This is a genomic window from Rhodococcus sp. IEGM 1366 (assembly GCF_033142425.1).
Lineage (GTDB): Bacteria > Actinomycetota > Actinomycetes > Mycobacteriales > Mycobacteriaceae > Rhodococcus_F > Rhodococcus_F globerula.
Genome location: NZ_JAWLRZ010000008.1, coordinates 240764 through 258834, shown reverse-complemented (window position 1 = coordinate 258834; position 18071 = coordinate 240764). Strand labels below are relative to the sequence as shown.

The following is an 18071-nucleotide window of genomic DNA, read 5'->3' as shown; positions in this document are numbered from 1 at the left end:
TGGTCTTGCGTCGACAACTAGCCGAGGGCTCGCTTCAGATCAGCCAACAAATCGACAGTGTCTTCGAGCCCGACGGACAGACGCACAACGCCGTCTGTAAGACCCACTGCTGCACGGCCTTCCGGACCCATGGCCCGGTGCGTCGTGGTCGCGGGGTGGGTGATCAAGGACTTGGAGTCACCCAAGTTGTTGGAGATGTCGATGACGCGCAGGCCGTTGAGAACCTCGAACGCCCGCTTCTTGCCCTCGCCGTCAGGCGCATTGAGCTCGAACGTGACAACTGTTCCGCCGCCGCTCATTTGAGCCTTCGCGAGTTCATGCTGCGGGTGCGAAGTCAGGTACGGATACTTGACCCACTTGACGCCCGGGTGCGCTTCGAGGAATTCGGCGATCTCGAGGGCCGACGCCACAGAGTGCCGGATACGAACCGGCATGGTCTCGAGGCCCTTGAGCAACGTCCAGGCGTTGAACGGGCTGAGCGCAGGTCCGGTGTGCCGCATCAGTTCTCGAACGGGACCGCTGATGTACTCCTCGGTTCCGAGGATCGCACCACCGAGGACGCGGCCCTGACCGTCGATGTGCTTGGTGCCGGAGTACACCACGACGTCGGCGCCCAAGTCCAAGCTTCGCTGCAGGAGCGGCGTCGCAAAGACGTTGTCCAGGACTACCTTTGCACCGGCGGCATGAGCGAGTTCGGATACGCGTCGTACGTCCACCAAAGATTGCATGGGGTTGGACGGTGTCTCGAAGAATACTGCCGTGGTCGGTACCGACAGCGCTTCTTCCCACTGCGCATTGTCTTCACCGTCGACAAAAACAACCTCGACTCCCCAGCGCGGGAGGATTTCGTTGCATACGACAAAGCAGGAACCGAAGAGGCTGCGAGCAGCGACCAATCGGTCACCGTTGCCCAGCAGTGCGCCCAACGCCGTGAATACGGCGGACATTCCGCTGGCCGTCGCAAAGCACGCCTCTGCGCCTTCGATGAGGCGCAGACGCTCTTCGAACATCTTGACCGTCGGATTGCCGTAGCGGGAGTAGACAAAATGGTCTACTTCGCCGGTAAAGGCTTGTTCGGCGGCTTCTGCACTCTCGTAGACAAATCCGGAGTTGAGGAACAGTGCTTCGGAGGTTTCCTCGAAGCCCGTTCGCATCAATCCGCCGCGGACACCGAGCGTGCCAAGACCTACGTCGTCCGGCAACGCTCGTTGAAATGCGCCGCCCTGGGGAATTCCGCTCACTGCTGCCTCCACGGCAGGCCGATGGCCCGCCAACCTACAACTCCACGATGTCCGTCGGCATCCAAACCGCCTTCGAACCCGTCGAGCACGTTGTACGACGGACCGATGCCCGACGCTGTCGCACTTTCTGCGGCCCCGATCGATCGCTGACCGGATCGACACAGGAAGATCACGGGTTTCCCGGAGCCGGGAACAACACCGGATTCCTTCAACTCGTCGACGAAGTTGTCGTTGCGTGCGCCGTTGGGGTAGCTCACCCATTCGATCTGCACAGCCGAGTTGCCGAGGGACGTGACGTCGGGGATACCGACGTACTTCCACTCTGCGTCGGTGCGCACGTCGACGAGCACTGCCTCGGGGTTTTCGCGGAGCAGCTCCCAGGCTTGCTCCGGCGTCAGATCGCCTGCGTAACTCACGTTGTCCATGTTTTCACAAGACCGGATTGTGCGGGCGATCAGGTGCAGATATCCCAGCCTTCGCCGTCGCGGGTGAGTGTCCAGACCTCGACGCGCTGATCCTGGCCGCCACCGGAGAGCCGAACATCGACAGTCGCGCGGTCGCCGCTGACCACAGATTCGTTGATGCCCTGCATCTCGACGTCACCTTCGGTATCGGCGAGTGGTCCGGTCTCCGGATCGAAGTTTGTGCAGGTAAGGCTCGGGAGCGTCTTGGTGTCGTTCTCGTTGTGAGCTGCGACGTAGTCCGCGACCACACGGCTGATGCGGTCCTCTTCGCTGACGTTTTCCTCAGCCGGGGACATCCAGGACGAAATGAAGATTCCGCCGAGGATCAGCGCGACAATTGCCACTGCCAGGATGAACGGCCCGGCCGATGCTGTCTTGCTTTCGGAATTGCCGGAATCGTCGCGCTGGTCATTCATGAAACCAATACTCCCCCACAAGCTCAGCTTGTGGCCCGTCAAGTAGTGGACCCCTACCGCTTCGAACCGCACTTGCAGGAGAATTGAAAGAAAGAAACGGTTTACCGACGCCCGTTGGGGTGAAAGTGTGAACCGGGTCGAACCGCAAACACTCCACGGTGCTTAGGTTCGGCTAAATTGGATACTTGTCGATACGTTGTCCGAACTTCGAAGAAGGTAGCTGTCTTTACGATGACTGACTCCAACCGCCCACTCCGGGTCGCGATCGTCGGCGCCGGCCCCGCCGGCATCTACGCCGCCGATGCCCTCATGAAGTCCGATACCGCAGTCTCCGGCCGCGGTGTCAGCATCGACCTCTTCGAGCGCATGCCAGCGCCCTTCGGTCTCATCCGCTACGGCGTCGCACCTGATCACCCGCGCATCAAGGGCATCATCACCGCCCTGCACAAGGTCCTCGACAAGCCGCAGGTCCGCCTCCTCGGCAACATCGACTACGGCACCGACATCACCCTCGACGACCTCCAGTCGTTCTACGACGCCGTCATCTTCTCCACCGGCGCCAATGCCGACCGCGCCCTCGGCATCCCGGGCATCGACCTCGACGGCAGCTACGGCGCCGCCGACTTCGTCTCCTGGTACGACGGCCACCCCGACGTCCCCCGCGAATGGCCCCTCACCGCAGAGAAGGTCGCCGTCCTCGGCGTCGGCAACGTCGCCCTCGACATCGCCCGCGTCCTCGCGAAGACCGGCGACGAACTGCTCCCAACGGAGATCCCCGCCAACGTCTACGAGGGCCTCAAGAACAACAAGGCCATCGAGGTCCACGTCTTCGGACGACGCGGCCCCGCGCAGGCCAAGTTCACCCCTCTCGAACTGCGTGAACTCGACCATTCCCCGACCATCGAGGTCATCGTCGACCCCGAGGACATCGACTACGACGAGGGCTCCGAGCAGGCTCGCCGCAACTCCAAGCAGGTCGACATGGTCGCGAACACACTGCAGGACTGGGCAATCCGCGACGTCGGAAACCGCCCGCACAAGCTGTTCCTGCACTTCTTCGAATCCCCCACCGAGGTTCTCGGTGAAGACGGCAAGGTAGTAGGCCTGCGCACCGAGCGCACCGCACTCGACGGCACCGGCAACGTCAAGGGCACCGGCACCTACAAGGACTGGGATGTTCAGGCCGTGTACCGCGCCGTCGGCTACCTGTCACAGAACGTCACGCAGCTGCCGTTCGACGACCAGGCCGGCACCGTCCCCAACGACGCCGGACGCGTCGTCGCCGACGACACCGCCGAAGGCGCAGCCCGGTTCATGCCGGCCACCTACGTCACCGGCTGGATCAAGCGCGGCCCCGTCGGCCTCATCGGCCACACCAAGGGTGACGCCAACGAAACCGTCGCGAACCTCCTCGAGGACTCGACCAACTTCACCGGCGCCGCACACCCCGACGAGAACGCCGTCATCGAATTCCTCGAAGGCAAGCAGGTGCCGTACACGACGTGGCAGGGCTGGTACCGCCTCGACGCACACGAGCGCAGCCTCGGCGAACCCGAAGGCCGCGAGCGCATCAAGGTCGTCGAGCGTCACGACATGCTGAAAGCCTCGGAGCCCGAGAAGGCATAACCACAGGCATCACAGACAGACCGGCCCGATATGACCGAAATTCGCCACGTAGCGATCCAGGTCACATCGGGCCGGTCGTCTGTTCGAGGTCATATTGACAGCGTGCAAAATGAATGACGTGTTTGACGCCCATGTTCACATCATCGACCCGCGCTTTCCGCTGGTCGAGAATCACGGTTACCTGCCCGAGCCGTTCACCGTCCCCGATTACCGGTCCAGGGTGGCGACTCTCGAGGGGCTGAGTGTGGACGGTGGAGCAGTGGTGACGGCGTCGTATCAGGGCACTGATCAGGAGTACCTCAAAACGGCACTCGCGGAACTCGGCCCCGGCTGGGTTGGCGTCACGGCACTCGGTGACGACGTCACCGACAAAGAGATAGTCGACCTCGACGCACTCGGTGTTCGCGCAGTCCGATTCAATCTCCGACGCGGCGCAACAGATCTGCGTCAACTCGCGGACCTGGCAAACCGGGCTTTCGATTTGGCCGGCTGGCACGCCGAGTTCTACGTCGACGCGACGCTACTTCTCTCGCTCGAACCAGTTTTCGCGAAGCTTCCGGCCGTGTCGATCGACCACCTGGGCATGTCGACGCGCGGCCTGCCGTATCTCCTCAACCTCGTGGACCGCGGAGTCCGAGTCAAAGCCACCGGATTCGGACGCACCACCATCTCCGACGTCGGCGACGTGCTCCGTCAAATCCACGCTGTCAATCCCCAGGCGCTGATGTTCGGCACCGACCTGCCAGGCACCCGCGCCCGCCGGGCCTTCGAGATCCACGATCTCGACGTGATCGCCGACGCCGTCGGGGACGATCTTCCGGCGGTGATGGGTGGCAACGCCCGCGCCTGGTATCGGTGTGAACGAGCCAGTGCTCACGCCCGAAATGCTGCTCACTCCTGAAATCTGCTCACACGAAAACGACTGCGCCCAACCAGAGCCCGGCCGCGATCAACGCACCGAACAACTCCACCACCATGGACAACCCCACAGCTTTCACAGCGTGAAGCGTCGATGCGCACGCGATGTTGACGTTGCGCAAGCGCACGAGTTCTGCGACATACGTTCCCACGATGAATCCCAGAAACAGCCCCACCACCGGAACGACAAAAAATCCGATGATGCCGACAAGCCCGCCCACCATGACAGAGCGGTTTGGCACTCCCCCGGCACGCATTCGCTGACCGGGCCACGTGTACTTCACGACACCCGTGATCACGAGAGCCAGCGCGGCCAACGCGAACACCGTCCACGCGGTCGCGCCACCGGTCATCAAGGCCCACACCAGAATTGCTGCCAAGATGAGCAGCGTTCCCGGAATGATCGGCACAACCACCCCGATCAGGCCGATCAGAATTGCCAGCCCGACAACAACTTCCGCAGCCGGACTCATCCGACGGGGCGAACCTTCGACGCCGCCTCGCGTGCACGGGAGCGAGCTGTCTCGACATCTGCGGCAGTGGAGACGGCAACGCCCATCCGTCGACGCGTGAAACTTTCCGGCTTGCCGAACAACCGAATGTCGGTCTCGGGCACCGCGAGAGCCTCTGCGACGCCGTCGAATCCGATTGCCTGCGCTTCGACGCCGCCGTAGATGACGGCTGAAGCACCAGGTGAGGTGAGCGTCGTGTCGACGGGGAGCCCCAGGATGGCGCGGGCGTGCAATTCGAATTCGGAGAGCCGCTGTGTGCGCAGCGTGACCAGTCCGGTGTCATGTGGACGTGGGCTCACCTCGGAGAAGTACACGTTGTCGCCCTTGACGAACAACTCGACGCCGAAGATTCCGCGACCGCCAAGCGCGGACGTGACCTTCTCGGAGACCTCGCGAGCGGCCGCGAGGGCGAGCGCCGACATCTGCTGCGGTTGCCAGGATTCGACGTAATCGCCCGACTGCTGCAGGTGACCGATCGGTTCACAGAACGACGTCTCGACCTCGCCGCCACTGCCCACGGCCCGGACCGTCAATTGTGTTATCTCGTAATCGAAATCGACAAAGCCCTCTACGATGACCCGGCCGTGATTGACGCGCCCACCGGCCATCGCGTAATCCCACGCTGACTCGAGTTCGTCGGCAGTGCGCACCGTCGACTGCCCTTTGCCGGAGGACGACATGACGGGCTTGATCACGCACGGAAAACCGGTGAGTTCGGTGGCAGCCCGAACCTCGTCGAGTGAATTCGCAAATGCATACGGCGAGGTGGGCAAGCCCAGTTCCTCGGCTGCAAGCCGCCGGATACCTTCGCGGTTCATGGTCAGCTGTGTTGCCCTGGCCGTGGGAATGACGACGGTCTCACCCCGCGCTTCGACGACGGCCAGCGCGTCGGTCGCGATTGCCTCGATCTCGGGCACCACAAAATGCGGCTTCTCCAGTTCGATCACGGCCAGCAGTGCATCGGGATCGGTCATGTCGACGGTGTGAGCCCGGTGCGCAACCTGGTGCCCGGGTGCGTCCGGGTACCGATCCACTGCAATAACCTCGACGCCCAATCGCTGCAACGCGATGACAACTTCCTTGCCCAGTTCACCCGATCCCAACATCATCACTCTGATCGCGTTCTCGGCGAGCGGAGTGCCGAATCGGAGTGGAAGCGAGGAAGGGTCCGAGGGCGCCGAAAGGTCCGACGGCGTTGAATCAGGCTGCATGGCTGCGACTATATGCCAATCCCGATGCAGGTCAGCGTGTCCAGAGGACGCGATGGCGGAACTCACGCGGTTCTGGTGATCCGCTCAGACACGACGCCACTCACGATGTCACTAACGTTCTGGGCTTTCACGACATTTCGGCCTGCATGCTTGGCTTCGTACAGGGCTGCGTCGGCGGCGACCATCAGCGACGCCAAGGTGGGTGTCGCGTCATCTGTCCAAGCGAGTCCGATACTGACGGTGCTGTCATGCCCGGATCGTGCCGAGTCGTGGACCTGAGCATGTCGGATCTCTTCGGCGACTTCGGTCGCACGGGCGAAACTGGAACCGGTGAGCAAGACCGCGAACTCCTCACCGCCGAGTCGACCGACCAGATCGGTATCGGAGACGCGTTCTGCCATCCGGGCACCGAAATCGGCGAGAACACTGTCGCCGACCATGTGCCCGTATGTGTCGTTGACGGCTTTGAAGTGGTCGAGATCGAGCATCAGCAATCCGATAGGCAACGCCGTCTGCGTTGCCTGTTGGAGTCGTTCTTCGGCCTGACGCAGGAAAGGCCCGCGCGAGAGGACTCCGGTGAGAGAGTCGTATTCGACTGCGCGGAACAGCTCACGCTCGGCAGCCCGACGCTCCTGCGTCGCACACGCCACAGCGATGGGGCCCAACGCAACCAGAGTGACCGCTATCGACGTGATCACCGCCTCGTTCACGTTTGCGCCACTCTGTTCCCCGAGAGCCAGCCTGCCGGCGTCGGCCATCATGAGCGACCACACCGACCACACTGCCGAAACCAACGCAGTACTCGGAACCGAAATCCGGGTAGCGCACCACAACAGCGCGGGGATGGGCAGGAGAAGGGCAATCGGTCCCTCGATGCTGAGCGCGATCGGCATGCAAGCGGCGGTAGCGAGCAACGGGACTGTCATGGCGAGAACTGCCCGTACAGTCGTCTTGCTGCGGGTCTCCGCAATGCTGGACGGAATGGTCATGGACAGAATCAGAGGTAACACCAGCAGATAGGCCATGAACTCCGTACTGCCCCAGTGAACAAGCGTGTCGGCAAACGACTCACCTCGAAAGACCCAATCCATCAGCCCAGCTGTTGCCGCGGTAGCGCAGGCGCTGAGTCCGGCGACGACAACCATCCACATCAGAGACGTTGAATCGACCAAGCGGAACGGGGTGCGTTTGAGGTAGTCGAGCAACAACACACCAACGGTGACCCCGACCAGGTTTGCACCGTTCAACTGAATTGCCATCGAGAGAGTGTTGCCGGTCAGCAGATCAGCGCTCACATAAGCGACGCCGGCGGCAATCCACGTGGGCCACTCGATCAGAATCGGCCACCGCACCATCATTCCCAGCAGCAACGCATTGGCGCACCAGAACGTGGCGAGCAGTCCGGGCGGCCGCGTGAGAATTCCGATGAGCGCGGCAAGCAGGACAACGACAAAGACAACCAGCAGCCGCGTTACTCGGCCCATCCTTGTCATTCGTCACCTCACCGTCGCTCCAGAAAAGGCGTATCGGGCGACTGCCAAATCTTATCGTCACGTTCAGACCACATTGCCCTCTGACCGATGACGCGGTCAGAGGGCAATGCGAAGTGACCGACCATCACAGTACCGAGGACTCGGCACTTGATAGGTCTTGTTGGCGGTTGGTCTTATTCAGCAGATCCGCTGGATCCCGAGGATCCCGAGTCGCCCTCGAGCGAAGAGGTGTCTACCGACTTGAGGAAAACGCCGAGTGCTGTGAGCAGAGGTCCGAGTGCGCTGAGTGATCCGAACATAGGAGTTCTCCTGGTGCGTAGAGGTGATGTGAAATGTTCAGCGACGTTTCGGCCGCAGGCGGTGACCGAAACAGTCTGGGAACTCATGCCACAGGGGTGAAATATGCGGTCGCCCCCTGCGACATCCCGTGCTGTGATGCAGCGCACTAACAAGCGCTGAGAGCATTTATAGACCGCAGAAACACACTTGTCTAGCTACCGTGTGGCTACCATCACAGACTCGAAGTAACACCTGTCATCAAAACTGCAGATCAAGACGGTAATCCAACGCCAATTAGAGTGCAAATTGTGATGTGCATCACAGCAGAAATGCAGAAAGTGCGGCTCGGAGTCAATTGCGAGCCACACTTTCGGGCAAACGGGACTTACTTCTCAGACCTACTTCTCAGCGGCCGAGCCGGTTCCCGGAGTGAGCGAGCCACCGCCGATAGCCGTGAGCAGGTCCTTGAGAACCGGGAAGAGGTTCTTGATAACGGCGCTGAATTCTTCTTGCGAACCCATGTCGGTTCCTCTTTTCTCAGAAATGCAGTTGATGAATCGGAAAGGCTGGAGAAATTACTCGGCAGCCGAACCGGTCGAACCCGAAGAATCTGCCGATCCGGCGTTCAGCTTGGTCACCAAAGCGAGAACGCTTTTGAGGAAGGCGTCGAGATTCTGGATCGAGGTCATGTGACTACTCCTGTGTCGTTACGAAAGATTGCCGTGCGCGCGAACGTCAGGAGTTCGAGCTGGCGGAATCGAGGCCCTGGATGGTCTTGAGCATGTTCACCAGCGGAAGGAGCTTGAGCAGACTCCAGCCCATACCGTTTGCCTCGAGAAGGTTTTCGACCGAACCCATAACTGAACTCCTTGCGTGAGATTTATGACGTGGCGCACATTTGATCCGCCGAGAGCCTTTGCAGTCAGGAGAAATACATACGTCCAGTTTGTTTAAGGAAAAAGACTCGCGTGACAGTTCGCGGTGATCTGTAAAGCCCCAGATCAAGACATGTGACTCGAACTCAACTTCAAATTCAAATGTGATCGACATCACAATTGATTGGGACAAAAGGCCGCAAAGGTAAGAGTCGGTGCCCGCACCGACCGCGATCTGTCATACCGTGTGCATGTGATCAATCCTGAACGCGTGGCAACCAGATCGGGATCGCCGTGTTAGCAAAACTGCTCAAGGCGTACCTGCCGCCGTACCGCTGGTTGCTCGCAGGAGTATTGGCGCTGCAACTTTTCGGTGCCATTGCGTCGCTGATCCTGCCGACCCTGAATGCCCGAATCATCGACGACGGCGTCGCCCGCGGTGATACCGGATTCATCATGTCGACCGGCGGAATCATGCTGATGGTCTCGTTGGCGTCGATCATCGCCTCGGTCGCGTCGACGTATCTGGCGGCAAAGTCCTCGATGGGATTCGGTCACGACGTCCGGGCCGCCGTCTACAAGGCCGTCGGCAGTTTCTCCGACCGTGAATTCTCCGGTTTCGGCGCACCGACACTGATCACCAGAAATACCAACGATGTCCTCCAGATCCAGACGCTGGTGATGTTGACGTCGTCGATGCTCGTCAGCGCACCACTCATGTGCATCGGCGGCATAGTCATGGCGCTACGCGAGAATCTGCAGATGTCGTGGCTCCTGACCATTTCGGTGCCACTACTCGGCATCACCGTCGCAGTGGTCGTCGCCCGCCTCATTCCGCACTTCCGGACCATGCAGGCCCGCATCGACAAGATCAACCGCGCACTGCGTGAACAGCTCACCGGTATGCGCGTGATTCGCGCGTTCGTTCGCGAACCCGACGAAACCATGCGCTTCGATCAGGCCAACAAGGAACTTGCGGACACGGCCCTGCTCATCGGTCGATACCAAGCCGTTCTCCTGCCGACGGTCATGCTGATCGCGAACCTGACCGGCGTTGCGGTCATGTGGTTCGGTGCCCACCTCGTGAACACCGGTGACATGCAGATCGGTCAGATCAGCGCGTTCCTCGCGTACGTCATGCAAATTCTGATGTCCGTCGTGATGGCAACAATGTTGGCCGTCGTGATTCCACGGGCCGCCGTCTGCGCCGACCGCATCACCGAAGTGATCGACACGAAGCCATCGGTCCCGGCACCGTCCCAACCGCTGCGCCCCACCAACCCTTACGGCGTCGTGGAGTTCGGCGGAGCCGGATTCAGCTACCCCGGTGCCGAGACTCCGGTTCTGAGCGGTGTGACGATGCGCTGTCTACCTGGGACCGTCACTGCGATCGTCGGCAGCACCGGCAGCGGAAAATCCACCCTCGTCTCCCTCATCCCCCGGCTCTTCGACGTCACAGCCGGCGCGGTTCTGATCGACGGGCTCGACGTCCGCGGCTGGGATCAGGACGAACTGTTCACCAACTTCGGGTACGTCCCACAAAAGACCTACCTGTTCGCCGGCACGGTCGCCACCAACATCCGGTACGGAAATCCGTCAGCCACCGACGACGACATCTGGGCTGCACTCGCCGTCGCGCAAGCCGACGGCTTCGTCCGGGAACTTCCGCAGGGCCTGGAATCCCCGATAGCGCAAGGTGGATCGAATCTCTCCGGTGGCCAGCGGCAGCGCCTGGCCATCGCCCGAGCCGTCGTCCGCCGACCGCGGATCTACATTTTCGACGATTCCTTCTCCGCCCTGGACATGCACACCGACGCGGCCGTTCGCGCAGCGCTGCGCGCGATTACGACGAACAGCACCGTCATCGTCGTCGCGCAACGCGTGTCTTCGATCATCGACGCCGACCAGATCATGGTCCTCGAGGACGGCGCTCCCGTCGGACTCGGCGACCACAACTTCCTGCTGGCCAACTGCCCGACGTACCAAGAGATCGTGGCCTCCCAGATTCCCGCGGAGATGAGCGCATGACCATTCCGCAAGGCCCAAATTTCGGTCCGGGCAATCGTCAGTATTTCGACGACGCTCCTACCGTCGTATTTGCCAAGATCCCCGCGGAGCCGGAAACACCGCGGCCTGCCGAACCTGCGCCACAGTACGGTCAGCCCCTGTACGGTCAGCCCCTGTACGGTCCACCCCAGTCCGGGCAACAAGAGTCCGGACCACAACAATCCGGACCACCGCCTGTCGAACCGCCCCCCGGCGACGAGCCCAAGCCGGATGCCCCGGCGCCGAAGCCCGCGTCCACCACACCCGCGACCAAACCCAAGCAGTTCAAAGCCACGATGAAACGGCTGTTGGGCCTGTTGAAGCCGCACAAGATCGCGGTATTCGTCGTGGTGCTCTCGACGATCGGCAGTATCTCGCTGTCCGTCGCGGTTCCCAAGATCCTCGGTCACGTCACCGACCTCATCTTCGCCGGATTCATCGGCAAGAGTTTGCCGGCCGGCATCAGCCGTGACGAGGCCGCGGAAGCCATTCGTGCATCCGGTAATTCGACGTTCGCCGACCTGGTTCAGAACTCTGCCGACGTCGTCCCTGGCGTCGGGCTGAACTTCGACGCCATCGGCAAGGTCATCCTCATCGCCATCGGTGTGTACGTGATGGCGTCGCTGCTCGCCTGGGTGGAGGCGTTCCTGCTCAACATCATCGTGCAGAAAACGATCTACAAGTTGCGTGCGGAGGTCGAAGCGAAGATTCACCGACTTCCGTTGCCGTACTTCGACAGGACGCCTCGCGGTGAAGTTCTCAGCCGCGTCACCAACGACATCGACAACGTCTCGTCGACCCTGTCCCAAACTCTGACGTCGCTGCTGACCTCGGTGCTGACGGTCGTCGGCGTCCTCACCATGATGTTCGTCATCTCGCCGATGCTCTCACTGATCGCACTCATCGCCGTTCCCGTGTCGGTCGTGTTGGTTGCCCGTGTCGCCAAGCGCGCGCAGGTTCTGTTCAAAGCGCAATGGGAAGAAACCGGCAAGATCAACGCGCAGATCGAAGAGACCTACAGCGGTCGCGATCTGGTGCGCGTCTACGGGCATCAGATCGAGGCCGAGCGCGAATTCGCGGTACAGAACAAGAAACTTCTCGACGCATCGTTCGGCGCACAGTTCCTGTCCAGCCTGATCATGCCCGTCATGAACTTCGTCGGAAACATCACCTACGTACTGCTCGCAGTGGTGGGTGCCCTGAAGGTGGCCAGCGGCAACATGTCCCTCGGCGACGTCCAGGCGTTCATCGTCTACTCCCGCCAGTTCAGCTCACCGCTCACCCAGATCGCCTCGATGTCGTCGAGTCTGCAGTCCGGGGCCGCGTCGGCGGAACGCGTCTTCGAACTGCTCGACGAACCCGAGCAGACTCCGGACATCGCGAACCCCGTCCTCCCCGAGCAGGCCGGCCGTCACCGCACCGTCGGCACCGTCGTGTTCGAGAACGTCTCGTTCCGGTACGACAAGGACGTCCCGCTCATCGAGAACGTCAACCTCACTGCCGAGTCCGGACAGACCGTCGCCATCGTCGGTCCCACCGGCGCAGGCAAGACCACGTTGGTGAACCTCATCATGAGGTTCTACGAAGTCGACTCGGGCCGGATCACCATCGACGACGTCGACATCGCACACATGCGGCGCGCCGACCTCCGCTCGCACGTCGGCATGGTCCTGCAGGACACGTGGTTGTTCGGCGGCACCATCCGCGAAAACATCGCATACGGACGCATCGGTGCCAGCGAAGCCGAGATCCAAGCGGCAGCCCGGGCGGCGTTCGCGGACCGCTTCATCCACACCCTGCCCGACGGCTATGACACCGTGCTCGACGAGGAAGCGTCCAACATCAGTTCGGGCGAGAAGCAGCTCATCACCATCGCCCGCGCCTTCCTGTCCGAACCGTCGCTGCTGATTCTCGACGAGGCGACCAGCTCGGTCGACACTCGCACCGAACAGCTTGTCCAGCACGCTATGTCGGCACTGCGAGCCGGTCGCACGAGCTTCATCATCGCGCACCGTCTGTCCACGATTCGCAATGCGGATCTGATCGTGGTCATGGAGGCCGGCCAGATCGTCGAGCAAGGCACACACGATCAACTCATCGCCCACGGCGGAGCGTACTTCCGCCTCTACAACGCTCAGTTCGAAGGCGCCGCCGTCTAGTGACCGACGCCTCCCTGCGTAGACACCGTGCCCCGGAGCACACCTGATCGATCCGACAGGTTACCGTCGGGTCAGAAGTGTTGTCGCCGTCTGAATTGGGAGTTCGTGTGTCTGCAGAAACTGTGGAGAAGAAGGGCCCGCTCGCGGGCATTCGGATCGTGGAATTCGCTGGATTGGGACCGGGACCGCACGCAGCGACTCTGCTCGCCGACATGGGCGCCGACATCGTCATCGTGCAACGCGCAGGCCAGATTCCTCAGGACGCCAACGCCTCCGACCAGATCAAGCGAGGCCGTCGTGTCGTCGAAGCCAACCTCAAGGATCCCGAGGATGTCGCGAAGGTCCTGAACCTGGTCGATCGCGCCGACGTTGTCATCGAAGGCTTCCGTCCCGGCGTCATGGAACGTATGGGGCTCGGACCCGACGTGCTGTTGGAGCGCAACCCTCGTCTCGTCTTCGGGCGTATGACGGGCTGGGGCCAGGAAGGCCCCCTCGCGAGCGCCGCCGGCCACGACATCAACTACATCTCCCTCACCGGCGTCCTCAACGCCATCGGTCGCAAGGGTGAACGTCCCGTTCCGCCGCTCAACATGGTCGGCGACTTCGGTGGCGGTTCCATGTTCCTGATCTTCGGCATCCTGTCCGCCCTGGTCGAGCGTTCGATCTCCGGTAAAGGCCAGGTAGTCGACGCGGCCATGGTCGACGGCACCCTCGCCCTCTCACACATGATGTGGGCCTTCCGTGGCCGCGGCGTCTGGTCCGACGAGCGTGGTGTCAACCTCCTCGACACCGGTGCGCCGTTCTACGACACCTACGAGACCTCCGACGGCAAGTACATGGCCGTCGGTTCCATCGAGCCGCAGTTCTACGCCCTGCTGCTCGAAGGCCTCGAACTGGATCCGTCGACGCTTCCGCATCAGATGGATTCCAGCAAATGGGACGACATGAAGGCACTCTTCACGGAGAAGTTCCTGTCCAAGACTCGCGACGAGTGGGCCAAGATCTTCCTCGGCACCGACGCGTGCGTCTCGCCGGTACTGACCTTCGCGGAAGCACCGTCGAACGAGCACATCGCAGCGCGCGGCTCGCTCATCGAACTCGACGGCGTCACCCAGCACGCTCCGGCACCGCGTTTCTCCCGCACCCCGGCGAGCGTTCCGTCGCCGCCGGCGCGCGAGGCGACGGATATCGACACGGTCTGGACCTAGGGCCTTCGGCTCTGTGTTGACCTAGGGCCTTCGGCCCCGTGTTGACCTAGGGCCTTCGGCCCCGTGCGCCTTTCTGGTAGTTCCGGCTACCGGAAAGGCGCACAGGGCGTCAGCCCAATCGGTAGAACCGCAAGAACTCGTGCTCGATCGGCAGCACATCCACTCGCTCGAAACCTGCTGCCAGGGCAAAACTTTCGAGTGTCGACTTACGCATGACCGTTCCCGTCCCGACGCTTCCGGGGTGGGAGAGACTGTCCGGCAGGCAGCAAGTCAGCGAATACCCGTAGAGCAGTTGCTCCACCTGCCCGGCATTGGGATCGAAAGAACTCGCTGTGCGCTCGTCCATGACGATCACCGGTGCGCCGGGGCGCGCGATCGACCGGGCGGTGGACAAAAACCCGACCGGGTCCGGCACGTCGTGCAGACATTCGAACGCAAAAACAGCGTCGTAGGTACCCGATTCCACCCGCTCCTGCTCAGGGGCCTGGCCGGCCACATCGACCAACGAGAAATGCACACGGTCGTCGACGCCGTAGTCGCTCGCATGCCGGCGCGCCGCAGCCACAGACGCCGCGTCCACGTCGAAGCCGTGAACCTCGACTTTCGGGTATCCGATAGCCAGTGCCACCGAAGACCATCCCTCCCCCATTCCGAGATCCGCGACCTTCGCCCCGTCGGTCAACGTGGTGTGCAGATCGGGAATGATCGGCAAGAACTCCTGGCACAACTGGCGCAGGAACATCGGGCGGTTCAGCAACGCCTGCCCCTCGCGCGCGTCAACGCCCATGGACTCCCAGGTCACCCCGCCGCCGTGGCGATACGCGTCGAGCAGTCTGGGCATCGACGTTGTCGTCGCCACGAACAATCGGGCCATCGGCGCCACATACAGCAGACTCTCTGGATCTACGAGTACTGCGGCGTGTGCTGCGGACAACGTATATCGACGGTCGGCATCCGTATTGACGTCCAAGTACCCGGCCACAGCCTGCTGTTCCAGCCATTCGCGGGCATACCGTTCCACGGTTGCCGTCCGATCAGCCAGTTCCGTCGACGTGAGGGGCCCGAAGTCAGCCAACGCGCGATACCAGCCCAGCCGATCTCCGAGGTAGACCGCTTGCAGTTCTGCCGCGCCGATCGCGGCCGCGAACATCCGTTCCGCCAATGCCTCCGATTCGCTGACGCCTTCTGCCCCGGCGCCCCCTGCCCCAGCTCCCTCTGCATTGACCCCTTCGACGGTTGCCATCGAAACCTCCTGGATTCACCTTGGTTTCCAGGTGGGTACCCGCGCGAGCGCAGGCTAGCCGCTCAGACGACGACGAGGCGTTGGTCTGCAGCGTCCCGATCGGTCGCAAGGGTGTCGTATGCAGCGGCGATGGACGCGACTCCGCGGATCAGATCTTCCGACGAACGTGCGTATGGCACACGGATGAACCGCTCGAAAGCACCTTCGACGCCAAATCTCGGGCCGGCTGCGAGGAGCACTCCGAAGTTGGGCGCCACCGCCGCCAAGGCAGTCGACACGGGTGCCGACATGCGCATCCATACCGACATTCCGCCCGAGCCGATCGTGGGGCTCCAGTCCGGGAGTCGCTCGGCTACCGCGTCGAGCAGAACCGATCGTTGCTCGCGCAGGACCGCGCGACGCTCCTCGAGCAGCGAGTGGTCGTCGGCGAGGAGGTATGCCGCGGCAAGCTGATCCATGACCGGGGTACCGAGGTCGACAGCCGCGCGAGCGCCCACCAGCTGGGTGATCAGTGCGGGGTCGGCCCGAATCCAGCCGACGCGCAAGCCGCCCCACAGTGACTTCGCGGTGGAACCGAGGGTTACGACATCCGTCTTCGCGGCGCCGCGGCCGTGCGCTGCCACCGGAGCGGGCGGCGGCGCATCGAGCCACAGGTCCACCATGGTCTCGTCGACGACAAGCGTCATCCGGGTCTCGTGGGCGATCTTGGCAAGCTCCGCGCGCCCGGCGGAATCCATGCACAGACCCGTCGGATTGTGGAAGTCCGGAATCAGGTAGGCCATACGGGCAGCGGTTTGCCTTGCAGCACTGCGGATTCCGTCGAGGTCCCAGGCTCCGGCGGCGGCAAACTCCGGACGCACCGGAACCGGAACGGGCCTGGCCCCGTTGCGCCGAATCGCTTCCAGCGCATTGGGATACGTGGGGTGATCCACCAGCACCCGTTCGCCGGGAGAGGTGAGCACCGACAACAACAACCGCAAAGCGTGCTGGGCGCCGGAGGTCACCATGATCTGCTCGGGTGTCGTGGGCAAGCCGCGTGCGGTGTAACGACGAGCGATGACGTCCCGCAGTTCTGCGATGCCGATCGGCTCCATGCCGTGAGTGGGCAGGAACTGCGGAAGTGACTCCAGCGCAGACGCATACGCCTGCTGCACCTGCTCGGCCGGGGCAGCCATCGCGGCATAACTGAGATCGACGACGGCACCGCTCGGGCCGGGTTGGTGCTGGCGGAACATCAAGCCGTTCGGCCGCGCACCGGCAGGCAACGCCACGGTGCTGCGCGAACCCTGACGGCTGATCAGATAGCCCTCGTCCCGCAGAACCGAGTACGACGACGTGATCGTGGTGCGGCTCAGTTCGAGCACGGTTGCGAGTTCACGCTCGCTCGGCAGAGCCACGCCCAACGGAACGCGCCCGTCGTGCACGAGTAAGCGAATACCGTCGGCCAGTGCGCGGTAGGCGGGCCGTCGTCCCGATTCCTCCTGCCAGGACCCGAGATCACGCGCAAGGGAACGGGCACCGAGAACTCGAGTCATCATGCGGTCCAGTATCGAGTACTTGGCTATGTAATTCAATACCAGTGTACCTGATGATGAGCTTATGACTACCTTCGCAACGCTTATCGGCATCGGACTCTTTGTGGCCGTCGTGTACTTTTTTGCGCCCGCAGAAGGTGAAGGTACATACATTCGAGTGGAACAGTTTCGCCTGGCAGCACCGCTCGGCGGCATCTTCGGCGAGGTCGGCGAACGGTCCGAGAACAACTCTGTCGGACCCCCGTGCCATTGTGATGAGGGGGAAGAATTCACTGATCTCAGTCCAGTTCGATAAAACTGGACTCTTTCTGCTCGAAGAAAGGCGCAGATGCCTGAATCCAAGAAGTCTGAATCCAAGAAGATTCTTTACATCGACCTCGACAACACCCTCGTCAACTTCCAGTCCGGCATCGATCGCCTGACCGACAATGTGCGAAAGAAATTCGAAAACGACCTCGACGAAGCCCCACACATCTTCTCGCGTATGGATCCCCTCGACGGCGCGATCGACGCGTACCACCAACTAGCGCGGCAGTTCGACACCTACATCCTGTCGACTGCGCCCTGGAAGAACGCAACCGCGTGGCACGACAAGGTCCTGTGGGTCCAGGAACACCTCGGACTGGAAGAAGGCAGCGTCGCGTACAAGCGGTTGATCCTCTCGCACCACAAGCACCTCAACCGAGGCGACTTCCTCGTCGACGATCGCGGAGCCAACGGCGCAGACAGGTTCGAGGGCGAGTGGATCAAGTTCGGCACCACCAAGTTTCCCGATTGGACGACGGTCACCGAATACTTGTCGAAGCGAGCCTGAAACACGAAATCCCCGCTCCTACTTGAAAGGA

General features: G+C 62.1%; 18 protein-coding genes. 7 read left to right on the top strand and 11 right to left on the bottom strand.

Translation table 11 applies throughout. The features are described from left to right. Positions 1–17: 17 nt before the first annotated feature. The 3 genes from R4P64_RS24715 to R4P64_RS24705 are packed head-to-tail and all read right to left on the bottom strand — an operon-like array spanning position 18 to position 2121. Positions 18–1241 (bottom strand): O-succinylhomoserine sulfhydrylase, encoded by a 1224-nt coding sequence (locus R4P64_RS24715; protein ID WP_175393502.1) that lies wholly within the window; start codon positions 1239–1241, stop codon positions 18–20. After that, complete coding sequence (locus R4P64_RS24710) at positions 1238–1657, bottom strand: rhodanese-like domain-containing protein (protein ID WP_317823249.1); 420 nt, start codon at positions 1655–1657, stop codon at positions 1238–1240. Before R4P64_RS24710 ends, R4P64_RS24715 begins: the two co-directional genes overlap by 4 nt. Positions 1658–1695: 38 nt before the next feature. Further along, on the bottom strand, positions 1696–2121 hold the full coding sequence (locus R4P64_RS24705; protein ID WP_172936365.1) for a hypothetical protein: 426 nt from the start codon (positions 2119–2121) through the stop codon (positions 1696–1698). A 231-nt stretch (positions 2122–2352) separates the two neighbouring features. On the opposite strand from R4P64_RS24705, the gene R4P64_RS24700 reads away from it, so the two are divergent. Both R4P64_RS24700 and R4P64_RS24695 read left to right on the top strand, forming a co-directional pair. Beyond that, the gene (locus tag R4P64_RS24700; protein WP_317823100.1) at positions 2353–3747 is read left to right on the top strand and encodes an FAD-dependent oxidoreductase; all 1395 of its coding nucleotides are present in this window, start codon (positions 2353–2355) and stop codon (positions 3745–3747) included. Positions 3748–3865: 118 nt separating this feature from the next. After that, positions 3866–4648 carry an amidohydrolase family protein gene (locus tag R4P64_RS24695; protein ID WP_045066598.1) on the top strand — a complete coding sequence of 261 codons (783 nt, stop codon included), beginning with the start codon at positions 3866–3868 and terminating at the stop codon, positions 4646–4648. A gap of 7 nt (positions 4649–4655) precedes the next feature. On the opposite strand, the gene R4P64_RS24690 is transcribed toward R4P64_RS24695, so the two are convergent. The 6 genes from R4P64_RS24690 to R4P64_RS24665 all read right to left on the bottom strand — a co-directional run bounded on the left by R4P64_RS24690 (position 4656) and on the right by R4P64_RS24665 (position 9018). Next, positions 4656–5138, bottom strand: a complete 483-nt coding sequence (locus tag R4P64_RS24690) for a DUF456 domain-containing protein (protein WP_317823098.1) — start codon at positions 5136–5138, stop codon at positions 4656–4658. After that, positions 5135–6388: a formate-dependent phosphoribosylglycinamide formyltransferase gene (gene purT, locus R4P64_RS24685; protein ID WP_045066599.1), complete on the bottom strand. Its 1254-nt coding sequence runs from the start codon at positions 6386–6388 to the stop codon at positions 5135–5137. The genes R4P64_RS24690 and purT overlap by 4 nt, the downstream gene beginning before the upstream one ends. 62 nt (positions 6389–6450) lie before the next feature. After that, on the bottom strand, positions 6451–7881 hold the full coding sequence (locus R4P64_RS24680) for a diguanylate cyclase (RefSeq protein WP_317823096.1): 1431 nt from the start codon (positions 7879–7881) through the stop codon (positions 6451–6453). A gap of 173 nt (positions 7882–8054) precedes the next feature. Continuing rightward, complete coding sequence (locus tag R4P64_RS24675; RefSeq protein ID WP_257013114.1) at positions 8055–8180, bottom strand: hypothetical protein; 126 nt, start codon at positions 8178–8180, stop codon at positions 8055–8057. 378 nt (positions 8181–8558) lie between these two features. Continuing rightward, the gene (locus tag R4P64_RS24670) at positions 8559–8681 is read right to left on the bottom strand and encodes a hypothetical protein (RefSeq protein WP_255285213.1); all 123 of its coding nucleotides are present in this window, start codon (positions 8679–8681) and stop codon (positions 8559–8561) included. Between the two features lie 214 nt (positions 8682–8895). After that, positions 8896–9018: a hypothetical protein gene (locus R4P64_RS24665; RefSeq protein WP_255285212.1), complete on the bottom strand. Its 123-nt coding sequence runs from the start codon at positions 9016–9018 to the stop codon at positions 8896–8898. A 311-nt stretch (positions 9019–9329) separates the two neighbouring features. On the opposite strand from R4P64_RS24665, the gene R4P64_RS24660 reads away from it, so the two are divergent. The 3 genes from R4P64_RS24660 (at position 9330) to R4P64_RS24650 (ending at position 14448) form a co-directional block, all read left to right on the top strand. Further along, a complete protein-coding gene (locus tag R4P64_RS24660) occupies positions 9330–11063 on the top strand; it encodes an ABC transporter ATP-binding protein (RefSeq protein WP_033235645.1) in 1734 nt (577 codons plus the stop codon). Next, complete coding sequence (locus R4P64_RS24655) at positions 11060–13240, top strand: ABC transporter transmembrane domain-containing protein (RefSeq protein WP_317823094.1); 2181 nt, start codon at positions 11060–11062, stop codon at positions 13238–13240. The genes R4P64_RS24660 and R4P64_RS24655 overlap by 4 nt, the downstream gene beginning before the upstream one ends. A 107-nt stretch (positions 13241–13347) precedes the next feature. Then, entirely contained in the window at positions 13348–14448 is a 1101-nt protein-coding gene (locus R4P64_RS24650; RefSeq protein ID WP_033235812.1) for a CaiB/BaiF CoA transferase family protein, read from the top strand. A gap of 109 nt (positions 14449–14557) precedes the next feature. Here R4P64_RS24650 and R4P64_RS24645 read toward each other — a convergent pair whose 3' ends face one another. Beyond that, entirely contained in the window at positions 14558–15598 is a 1041-nt protein-coding gene (locus R4P64_RS24645) for a class I SAM-dependent methyltransferase (RefSeq protein ID WP_045066600.1), read from the bottom strand. 155 nt (positions 15599–15753) lie between these two features. After that, positions 15754–17229, bottom strand: a complete 1476-nt coding sequence (locus R4P64_RS24640) for a PLP-dependent aminotransferase family protein (RefSeq protein ID WP_317823092.1) — start codon at positions 17227–17229, stop codon at positions 15754–15756. Between the two features lie 61 nt (positions 17230–17290). On the opposite strand from R4P64_RS24640, the gene R4P64_RS24635 reads away from it, so the two are divergent. Then, entirely contained in the window at positions 17291–17521 is a 231-nt protein-coding gene (locus tag R4P64_RS24635) for a hypothetical protein (RefSeq protein WP_045064079.1), read from the top strand. Between the two features lie 33 nt (positions 17522–17554). After that, positions 17555–18040, top strand: a complete 486-nt coding sequence (locus tag R4P64_RS24630) for a 5' nucleotidase, NT5C type (RefSeq protein WP_317823090.1) — start codon at positions 17555–17557, stop codon at positions 18038–18040. The last annotated feature ends 31 nt before the right edge of the window (positions 18041–18071 follow it).

Coding starts and splice junctions, on each gene's coding strand:
- R4P64_RS24705 (WP_172936365.1), bottom strand. CDS start 2,121: ATGAATGACCAGCGCGACGATTCCGGCAATTCCGAAAGCAAGACAGCA.
- R4P64_RS24700 (WP_317823100.1), top strand. CDS start 2,353: ATGACTGACTCCAACCGCCCACTCCGGGTCGCGATCGTCGGCGCCGGC.
- R4P64_RS24690 (WP_317823098.1), bottom strand. CDS start 5,138: ATGAGTCCGGCTGCGGAAGTTGTTGTCGGGCTGGCAATTCTGATCGGC.
- purT (WP_045066599.1), bottom strand. CDS start 6,388: ATGCAGCCTGATTCAACGCCGTCGGACCTTTCGGCGCCCTCGGACCCT.
- R4P64_RS24680 (WP_317823096.1), bottom strand. CDS start 7,881: ATGACAAGGATGGGCCGAGTAACGCGGCTGCTGGTTGTCTTTGTCGTT.
- R4P64_RS24675 (WP_257013114.1), bottom strand. CDS start 8,180: ATGTTCGGATCACTCAGCGCACTCGGACCTCTGCTCACAGCACTCGGC.
- R4P64_RS24670 (WP_255285213.1), bottom strand. CDS start 8,681: ATGGGTTCGCAAGAAGAATTCAGCGCCGTTATCAAGAACCTCTTCCCG.
- R4P64_RS24665 (WP_255285212.1), bottom strand. CDS start 9,018: ATGGGTTCGGTCGAAAACCTTCTCGAGGCAAACGGTATGGGCTGGAGT.
- R4P64_RS24655 (WP_317823094.1), top strand. CDS start 11,060: ATGACCATTCCGCAAGGCCCAAATTTCGGTCCGGGCAATCGTCAGTAT.
- R4P64_RS24645 (WP_045066600.1), bottom strand. CDS start 15,598: ATGTTCGCGGCCGCGATCGGCGCGGCAGAACTGCAAGCGGTCTACCTC.
- R4P64_RS24640 (WP_317823092.1), bottom strand. CDS start 17,229: ATGATGACTCGAGTTCTCGGTGCCCGTTCCCTTGCGCGTGATCTCGGG.
- R4P64_RS24635 (WP_045064079.1), top strand. CDS start 17,291: ATGACTACCTTCGCAACGCTTATCGGCATCGGACTCTTTGTGGCCGTC.
- R4P64_RS24630 (WP_317823090.1), top strand. CDS start 17,555: ATGCCTGAATCCAAGAAGTCTGAATCCAAGAAGATTCTTTACATCGAC.